This is a genomic window from Streptomyces sp. NPDC001292 (assembly GCF_042896465.1).
Lineage (GTDB): Bacteria > Actinomycetota > Actinomycetes > Streptomycetales > Streptomycetaceae > Streptomyces.
On sequence record NZ_JBIAXG010000014.1, the window covers coordinates 159,139 to 166,697 of the forward strand.

The window sequence follows — 7,559 nt, forward strand, 5'->3', positions numbered from 1 at the left end:
GCTCCGTTGCCGTGCGCGGGGCGTGCGGTGGTCGTCTGGTCGTGGCGGGGTGCCGTGGTCAGCCGGTTCCGGCGCGGGTGCGCAGATCGGCACGGCTGCGCAGATCGGTGCGGGCTCGGCGCAGGGCGACGGCCAGGGCGCCGCGCAGGGGGGCGGCCTCGCCCAGGGCTCCGGGTTCGACCGGCGGGGGCAGCGGGGCCAGCGTCCGTACCGCCTCGCGGACCGGTTCGAGCAGGGCGGGGTGGCTGCCGACGGGGCCGCCGAGCAGGACGAGCTCGGGATCGACGACCGCGCAGACGGTGGCGATCGCCTCGCCGATGGTGCGGCCCTCCTCCGCGACGACGGCCAGCGCCTCGGCGTCGCCCTCCTCGGCGCGCCGCAGCACCTCGCGGGCCGCGGCCACCGGATCCGGGCCGTCGGGCTCGGGCAGCTGCCCGGTGCCGAAACCCGCCTGGGCCACGGCGCGGGCCAGGCCGTGCGGGGTGCCGGGCGGCTGGGAGCTGACGCTGAGGTAGCCGATCTCGCCGGCCACGCCCCGGGAGCCCGGAACCAGCCGGTCGCCGATGACCAGGCCCATGCCGAGGCCGGCGCCGATGTAGACGTAGGCGAAGCTGTCCGCCGCGCGGCCCGCGCCGTGCCAGCGTTCGGCGACGGCGGCGAGGTTGACGTCGTTCTCCACCAGCAGCGGCGCGTCGGTCAGGCCGGCCAGCGCCTCCTGCGGCTGGAAGACGCCGCCCGGGTAAGGGGTGTCCCGCAGCGGGATCACCGCGGAGGTCCTGGGGTCGACGGGGTTGGCCACCGAGACCGCCACGGCCAGCGGCCGTCCGTGGTCGACGCCGCCCTGGTCGACGGCGCCGGCCACGAGGGTGCGCAGTTGCCGGGCGGTGTGCTCGGGGTTGCGGGGCCGCATCGGCTGGTGCGTGCTCTGCAGGAAGGGGTGGCCGAAAAGGTCGGCGGCGCACAGCCGGATCTCCGTCGGGTGCAGGCTGACGGCGAGGACGAATCCGGCGTCGGCGGCCACCTGGTAGTAGGTGCCCACCCGGCCCTGCCGGCCGCGCTGTTCGCCGGCCGGTCTGAGCAGCCGCATCTCCTCGAGGCGCCGTACGGACTCCGAGACGGTGGTCTTGGAGATGCCGGTGCGCTGGGCGATCTCCGCCCGGGTGACCGGCGCCTGCTCGAACACGGTGTCCAGCACGATCTGGTCGGTCAGCTCCCGCACCAGAGCCATGCTCGGCAGGCCCGCTCCCGCGAGTTCCCGGCGGATCTCCATCGCACCTCTCGTCGGTCGGGTCGGTCGGGCCGTGCCGCGGTGGTGCCACGGCTCCGCCAGCCTACCGGGCCGCGCTTGGTAAGGGCTCCTTCCTGACTAGTGGCGGCCGCCAGGAGGCCGGTCCCGGCTACAGGCCGAGGCCGCGGCGGCCGATCTCGTTGAGTCGGTCGGGGGTGAAGCGGCCGGTCCAGGCCCGCTCGTAGTGCTCCTCGGGGAAGTCGCTCGGGCTGGAGCCGGTGCGGAACGCCTCCCGCACGTGGGCGGCGTAGGCCTCGTTGCGGGGGCACCAGGGCGCGGCGGGGATGTACATGACGTTGCCCCAGCCCTTCTGGTCCCGCACCGGCGCGACGCTGTGGATCATGTCGCAGTGCCACCACACGGAGTCGCCGGCCCGTACGTCGGGGATCGCGGTGAGGGCCCGCAGGAGAAGCGGGTGCCACGTCTCGCTCGCCGGGAAGACTTGGTTGACGGTGACGTCGCACATGTCGTCCTCGGGCACGTCCTCCAGCAGCGGGCGCAGCATCAGCAGGGCCATGGCCTCAGGGATCGGCACGGTGTGCAGGACGCCCTGGTCGTGGTCCATGTCCGACAGGGCCGTCCAGCCCTGGAAGGTGCGGAAGGCCGAGCACATGGTGGTGCCCGGGTACTGCGGGCCCGCGGTGCGGTGGGCCGCGTCCCACGGGTCGTACTCCTCGACGCTGCCGTCCCACAGGTGCCTGAACGCTTTCTGGTACGCCTCGGTCATCCACAGGTCGAGCGTGCCTGGGTCACAGTGGGCGCCGAGGCCCTCGGAGTCCGTGCCCGGCGGGCGGCGGCGGATGCGGTCGGGGTACAGGGCGTCGCGCTCCGGGTCGAACCACTGGACGCCGTCGGAGGTGTGCTTCCAGAAGGAGTTGAGGAAGGACTGCACCCGGGCCATGCGGTCGCTCTGCCGGGCTTCCATCTGGGCCGGCGACCAGTAGACCGGGTAGATCTCGGGCCTGGAGCCGACGCTGCCGAAGAAGTCGTCGCCGGGACCGGTGTAGGTCTCGAAGAACCTGTTCCGCTCGACGTAGTCGACGATGCCGGTATCCCAGGCCAGGGCCTGCTCCCGGGGGAAGTGGCCCCGCACCACCAGGCAGCCGCGCCGCTTGAGCCTGGCCATCTCCCGGGGGCTCACGGTGCCGTTCTCGATGTCGGTGTAGTCGACGACCGGCCAGACGCTCTCGCCGCGGCGCCTCTCGGCCTCGATCTCGGCGACCCGGGCCGCGACCCGCCTCTCCACCGCGGCGAAGACCTCCCGCACTCCGCGGCCCGAGGCCTCGATCCGGGCCCGCAGGGCCGCCTTGATCTCGCGGATCGCCGCGGGCAGGTCCTCGGGGGTCGTCTCCCAGTGGGGCAGGGCCCCGGCGGGGGGTGCGCTCCCGGTCGTGGCGGTCATCGCCGACCTCCTTCGATCCTCTGTCTTTAGTCAAGTCCCCTGACTAGAAATCGAGCAAAGCATGGCTTGCGCGATTTCGGCAAGAGCCCTCACCAAAGCTTCCCGATAAGCCCGGTTCGGCCGATTCCCGGACACGGTGATCACCGGGCGGCACAATGGCGGCGTCGGCCGCGGCCGGCCGCAGGCAGGGCGCGACGACGACCACGAGACGGACGAGACGAACCAGGAGCGCAGACGTGAGCGAGAGCCACACCCCGCCGGACGGGTCGCCGAGGTCGAACACCGCGGTGGCGCACAACGCGCGCGTGTGGAACTACTGGGTCGGCGGCAAGGACCACTACGAGGTCGACCAGCGGGTCGGCGAGCACGTCGCCGGAATGTTCCCGGTGATCCGGGACGTGGCCCGCGCCGACCGCGAGTTCCTCGGACGGGCGGTCCGCTTCCTGACCGCCGAGCGCGGGGTGCGCCAGTACCTCGACGTCGGCACCGGGCTGCCGACGGTCGACAACACCCACGACATGGCGCAGCGGATCGCCCCCGACGCGCGGATCGTGTACGTCGACAACGACCCGATCGTCCTCGCTCACGCCCACACCCTGCTGACCAGCACCCCCGAGGGCGCCACCGCCTACATCGAAGCCGATGTGCACGACCCGGAGACCCTAGTCGAGCGTGCCTCCACGACCCTCGACCTCGGCCGGCCCGTCGCGGTGATGATGCTTGGCATCCTGAACTTCGTCCTGGACACCGACAAGGCGCGTGACATCGTCCGCCGCCTCATGGCCGCGGTCCCCTCGGGCAGTTTCCTGGTGCTGACGCACCCCACCTTCGACGCCGACCTCGGCGGCGAGGGCAACGTCCCGGCGATGGAGTTCTGGAACGCCAACGCGACACCGCCGATCACCGCCCGCCCGCGCGCCGAGGTGGCCGCCTTCCTCGAGGGCCTGGACCTGGTCGAGCCGGGCCTGGTGGCGTGCTCGCGGTGGCGTCCCGACGGCGACTCCCCCGCCGCTGTACCGCAGTTCGGCGCGGTCGCCGTGAAACCCTGACACGGGCGGCACCGGCCGCCGGCTCGCCCGAGCCCGCCGAGGAGGACTATGACCACCCTTGCCGACCCCGTCCCCGGCGGGCGTCCCGGTGACGTCGAACGGGCCACCGCGCTCAGCGGCGAACTCGCGGGGCGGGGCGTGCACGGCGTCGTCCTGGCCTACGTCGACACCGCGGGGATCAGCAGGGTCAAGACGGTCCCGACGGCGAAGCTCCCCTCGGCAGCGGCCTGGGGAGTGGGCATGTCCCCGGTGTTCGACACCTTCCTGGCGCACGACTCGATCGTCACCACCGACGTCCTCGGCTCCCCCGACGGCGATCTGCGGCTCTACCCCGACCTCGATCACCTGGTGGTCCTGTCCGGGCAGCCCGGCTGGGCCTGGGCCCCGGTCGACCGGATCACGCAGGAGGGTGAGCGCCACCCCGGGTGCAGCCGTACGTTCCTGCGCCGGATCACCGCCGAGGCCGAGCGGCGCCACGGCCTCACCTTCGGGGCAGCCATCGAGATCGAGTGGGCCGTCGGCCAAGGAGACGCGCCCGGCGGCGAGTTCGAGCCCGCGGTGTCGGGTCCGGCGTACGGGGCCGTCCGGCAGGTGGAGCTGAGCGACTGCGCCGCCGACCTGCTGGCGGCCCTCGCGGCGCAGGGCGTGGACGTGGACCAGTTCCACCCCGAGTACGCGGCCGGGCAGTTCGAGGTGTCCGTCGGCGCGGTGGACCCGGTGGCGGCGGCCGACCGCAGCGTGCTGGTGCGGCAGACCGTGCGGGCCGTGGCCCGGCGGCACGGGTTGAAGGTCTCCTTCGCGCCGGCCGTCCTCGCGCGAGGTGTGGGCAACGGCGGCCATGTCCACCTCTCGGCCTGGCGCGACGGGACCAACCTGCACTCCGGAGGCGACGGCCGCTACGGCATGACGGCCGAGGCCGAGTCGTTCACGGCCGGTCTGCTGGCCCATCTGCCCGCGCTGACGGCGGTGACCGCGCCGAGCCCGGCCAGCTATCTCAGGCTCAAACCCTCCCAGTGGGCCGGGGTGTTCACCGCCTGGGGCCGGGAGACCCGCGAGGCCGCGCTCCGCGTGGTCACCGGAAGCCGGGGGCAGGGCGAGCGGGCGGCCAACCTGGAGGTCAAACCGGTCGACCTCGCGGCCAACCCGTACCTGGCGCTGGGCTGCCTGATCGCCGCCGGGCTCGACGGGATGGCGTCGTCCGCGTCCCTGCCCGAGGAGATCACCGGAGACCCGGCGCGGTTCGGCGAGGCGGAGGCGGCGGCCCGGGGCGTACGGCGCCTGCCGGTCTCGCTGGCGGAGGCGGTCGCCGCGTTCCGCGGGGACGACCTGCTGCGCGCCGCTCTCGGACCGGTCCTCGCCGACGCGGTCACCGCCGTGCGGCAGGGTGAGATCGCGGCCGTCGAGGGGCTGGACGACGAGCAGGTCGCGGCGGCCTACCGCTGGACGTACTGATGAGCGCGTCGGCCGGGGCCGCGGCGGTCCACGAAGCGCTCGCGGAGCTGCCGCTCGTGGACCACCACTGCCACGGGGTCGCCACCGCCGACCTGGGCCGGGCCGGCTTCGAGTCCCTGCTCACCGAGGGCGAGGTGTGGCCCGGCAGCGGGATCTCGCCGTTCGACAGCCCCGTCGGCGTCGCCGTGCGCCGCCACTGCGCCCCGGTCCTGGACCTGCCGCGCCACGCGCCCGCCGAGGCGTACCTGGCCCGCCGGGCCGAGCTGGGCGCGGCGGAGGTCAACCGGCGCTTCCTCGGCGCCTGCGGCACGGCCGTCTTCTGCGTCGACACCGGCTTCGCCCCCGATCCCGGCACCACCCCGGAGGAGCTGGCCCGCGCCGCGGGCAAAGACGCGGTGGCGTACGAGGTCGTACGGCTGGAGCGCGTCGCGGAGGCCGTGGCGGCCGGGGGCGTCGAGCCCGGCGAGTACGGCGCCGCCTTCCGCGCGGCCGCGCAGGACGCCGTGCGGCGGCCGGGCGTGATCGCCGTGAAGTCGGTGGCCGCCTACCGCACCGGCTTGGACCTGGACCCGGCACGACCCTCGCGGGAGGAGGTCGCGCGGGCGGCGGCCGGCTGGCTCGCCCGCGCGGGCGACCGTCTCGACGACCCGGTGCTCGTACGGCATCTGCTGTGGACGGCCGTCGACCTCGGTCTGCCCCTCCAACTGCACACCGGGTTCGGCGACGCCGACATCCGCCTGCACCGCACGGACCCCGCCCTTCTGACCGACTGGCTGCACCTGACCGCCGGCACGATCCCGGTCCTGCTGCTGCACTGCTGGCCCTACCAGCGCCAGGCCGCCTATCTGGCCGCCGTGTTCGAGCGGGTGCACCTCGACGTCGGTCTGACGCTCCACCACGTCGGGCCCGCCCGGGCCCGCGCGGTCCTGGCCGAGGCCCTGGAGATCACGCCGTTCCGCAAGCTGCTGTACAGCTCCGACGCCTACGGTGTGGCCGAGTTCCACCACCTGGGCGCGGTGGCCTTCCGGCAGGGCCTGGCCGGACTGCTGCGGGAGCGGGTGGACGCCGACGAGCTGAGCCCGGCGGACGCGCTGCGGATCGCCCGGTGGACGGGGCGCGACAACGCCCGGCGGGTCTACGGATTCACCGAACTCACCGGCCTCGAGGACCCCGCTGACCCCAGCGATCTCCCTGATACCGACCTCCCCGATTGACACCACTGAAAGTATGATCACGCGATGTCTGACATGACCGAAACCACGCCCGGTTGGCTGACCACGGACGAGCTGGAGTCGGCGCGCGCCCGCATGCCGATCCTGTACGTCGAGGCGGTGCCGGTGCGCGTCGACGACAGCGGCGAAGTGACCAGCATCGGCCTGCTGCTGCGCATCGGACCGGACGGAACGGTCAGCCGGACCCTGGTCTCCGGCCGGGTGCTGCACCACGAGCGCGTGCGGGACGCCCTGCTGCGCCATCTGGAGAAGGACCTCGGCCCGGTGGCGCTGCCCCGCGTGCCGGCGTCCCTCCAGCCGTTCACCGTCGCCGAGTACTTCCCGACGGCCGGCATCACGCCGTACCACGACCCGCGTCAGCACGCCGTGTCGCTGGCGTACATCGTGCCGGTCGCCGGCGACTGCCGGCCGCGGCAGGACGCGCTGGACCTGGTCTGGTTCAGCCCGCAGGAGGCGGCCTCCCCCGCGCTGCAGAGCGAGATGCCGGGCGGGCACGGGGTGCTGCTCAAGCAGGCGCTGGCCCATGTGGGTCACGCGTACTGACCGGCGCCGCGAAGGGCGCCTCCGGCTCACCGGCGGCGCCCTCCCAGGCCCGGCCGGCCAGCCGGCGGTCGCAGGGGCCGGCACGCGGTCCTCGCCCGTCACGAGGTGGTCGGCCGGGCCGTCCGGGTCGAGGAGCCGGCCCAGCCGGCCCGGCACGTCGAAGACGGTGGCCGCCACCGCGAGCACCACGTTGACGGCGGCCCTGGCCCGGGTGGTGAAACAGTGGGCGCAAGGGGTTGGGCCGCTGCTCCCGACCGGCGGCCGAGGCCTTCCAGTCGGCGGCCTCGGGCAGCGCGCGGCGCATCCACAGCGCGACCAGGACGGGGATCAGGCCGAGGTGGAACATCCAGCGCCAGCCGAGCGCCGGCACGACCCGCTTGTAGACCTGGGACGAGAGGGCCCGTGCGCAGGTCGGGTTCAGACTCCGCCGGTGACGTCCCTTTCCGTCAGGAGCCGACTCGGCGGGCCGTCGTGTGGAAGGCACGGTGCAGTTCGCGGAGGCGGCCGGTCAGGGCCGGAACGGGGCCCTGCACCGTCAGGCCGGGCACCACGTCCTGGATCCGCAGGCAGCGCACCGGGGAGGGCGGCACGTC

General features: G+C 74.0%; 6 protein-coding genes and 1 pseudogene. 4 read left to right on the forward strand and 3 right to left on the reverse strand.

Annotated features, from left to right (window positions below; genetic code table 11):
- Nucleotides 1-58 precede the first annotated feature (58 nt).
- Together ACFY4A_RS17655 and ACFY4A_RS17660 are read right to left on the reverse strand one after the other, a co-directional pair.
- Nucleotides 59-1,270, reverse strand: a complete 1,212-nt coding sequence (locus ACFY4A_RS17655) for an ROK family protein (RefSeq protein ID WP_390830323.1) — start codon at nt 1,268-1,270, stop codon at nt 59-61.
- A gap of 127 nt (nt 1,271-1,397) precedes the next feature.
- On the reverse strand, nt 1,398-2,690 hold the full coding sequence (locus ACFY4A_RS17660) for a DUF1479 domain-containing protein (RefSeq protein ID WP_390830324.1): 1,293 nt from the start codon (nt 2,688-2,690) through the stop codon (nt 1,398-1,400).
- A gap of 236 nt (nt 2,691-2,926) precedes the next feature.
- On the opposite strand from ACFY4A_RS17660, the gene ACFY4A_RS17665 reads away from it, so the two are divergent.
- The 4 genes from ACFY4A_RS17665 to ACFY4A_RS17680 are packed head-to-tail and all read left to right on the forward strand — an operon-like array spanning nt 2,927 to nt 6,966.
- The gene (locus ACFY4A_RS17665; RefSeq protein ID WP_390830325.1) at nt 2,927-3,739 is read left to right on the forward strand and encodes an SAM-dependent methyltransferase; all 813 of its coding nucleotides are present in this window, start codon (nt 2,927-2,929) and stop codon (nt 3,737-3,739) included.
- Between the two features lie 48 nt (nt 3,740-3,787).
- Nucleotides 3,788-5,191, forward strand: a complete 1,404-nt coding sequence (locus ACFY4A_RS17670) for a glutamine synthetase (RefSeq protein WP_390830326.1) — start codon at nt 3,788-3,790, stop codon at nt 5,189-5,191.
- Nucleotides 5,191-6,405, forward strand: a complete 1,215-nt coding sequence (locus tag ACFY4A_RS17675; protein WP_390830327.1) for an amidohydrolase family protein — start codon at nt 5,191-5,193, stop codon at nt 6,403-6,405. The genes ACFY4A_RS17670 and ACFY4A_RS17675 overlap by 1 nt, the downstream gene beginning before the upstream one ends.
- Nucleotides 6,406-6,438: 33 nt before the next feature.
- Nucleotides 6,439-6,966, forward strand: a complete 528-nt coding sequence (locus tag ACFY4A_RS17680; RefSeq protein ID WP_390830337.1) for an NUDIX hydrolase family protein — start codon at nt 6,439-6,441, stop codon at nt 6,964-6,966.
- A 162-nt stretch (nt 6,967-7,128) separates the two neighbouring features.
- Here the strand turns inward: ACFY4A_RS17680 and ACFY4A_RS17685 are convergent.
- Nucleotides 7,129-7,363, reverse strand: a pseudogene (locus ACFY4A_RS17685) (MFS transporter); the annotation flags it as partial.
- Between the last annotated feature and the right edge of the window lie 196 nt (nt 7,364-7,559).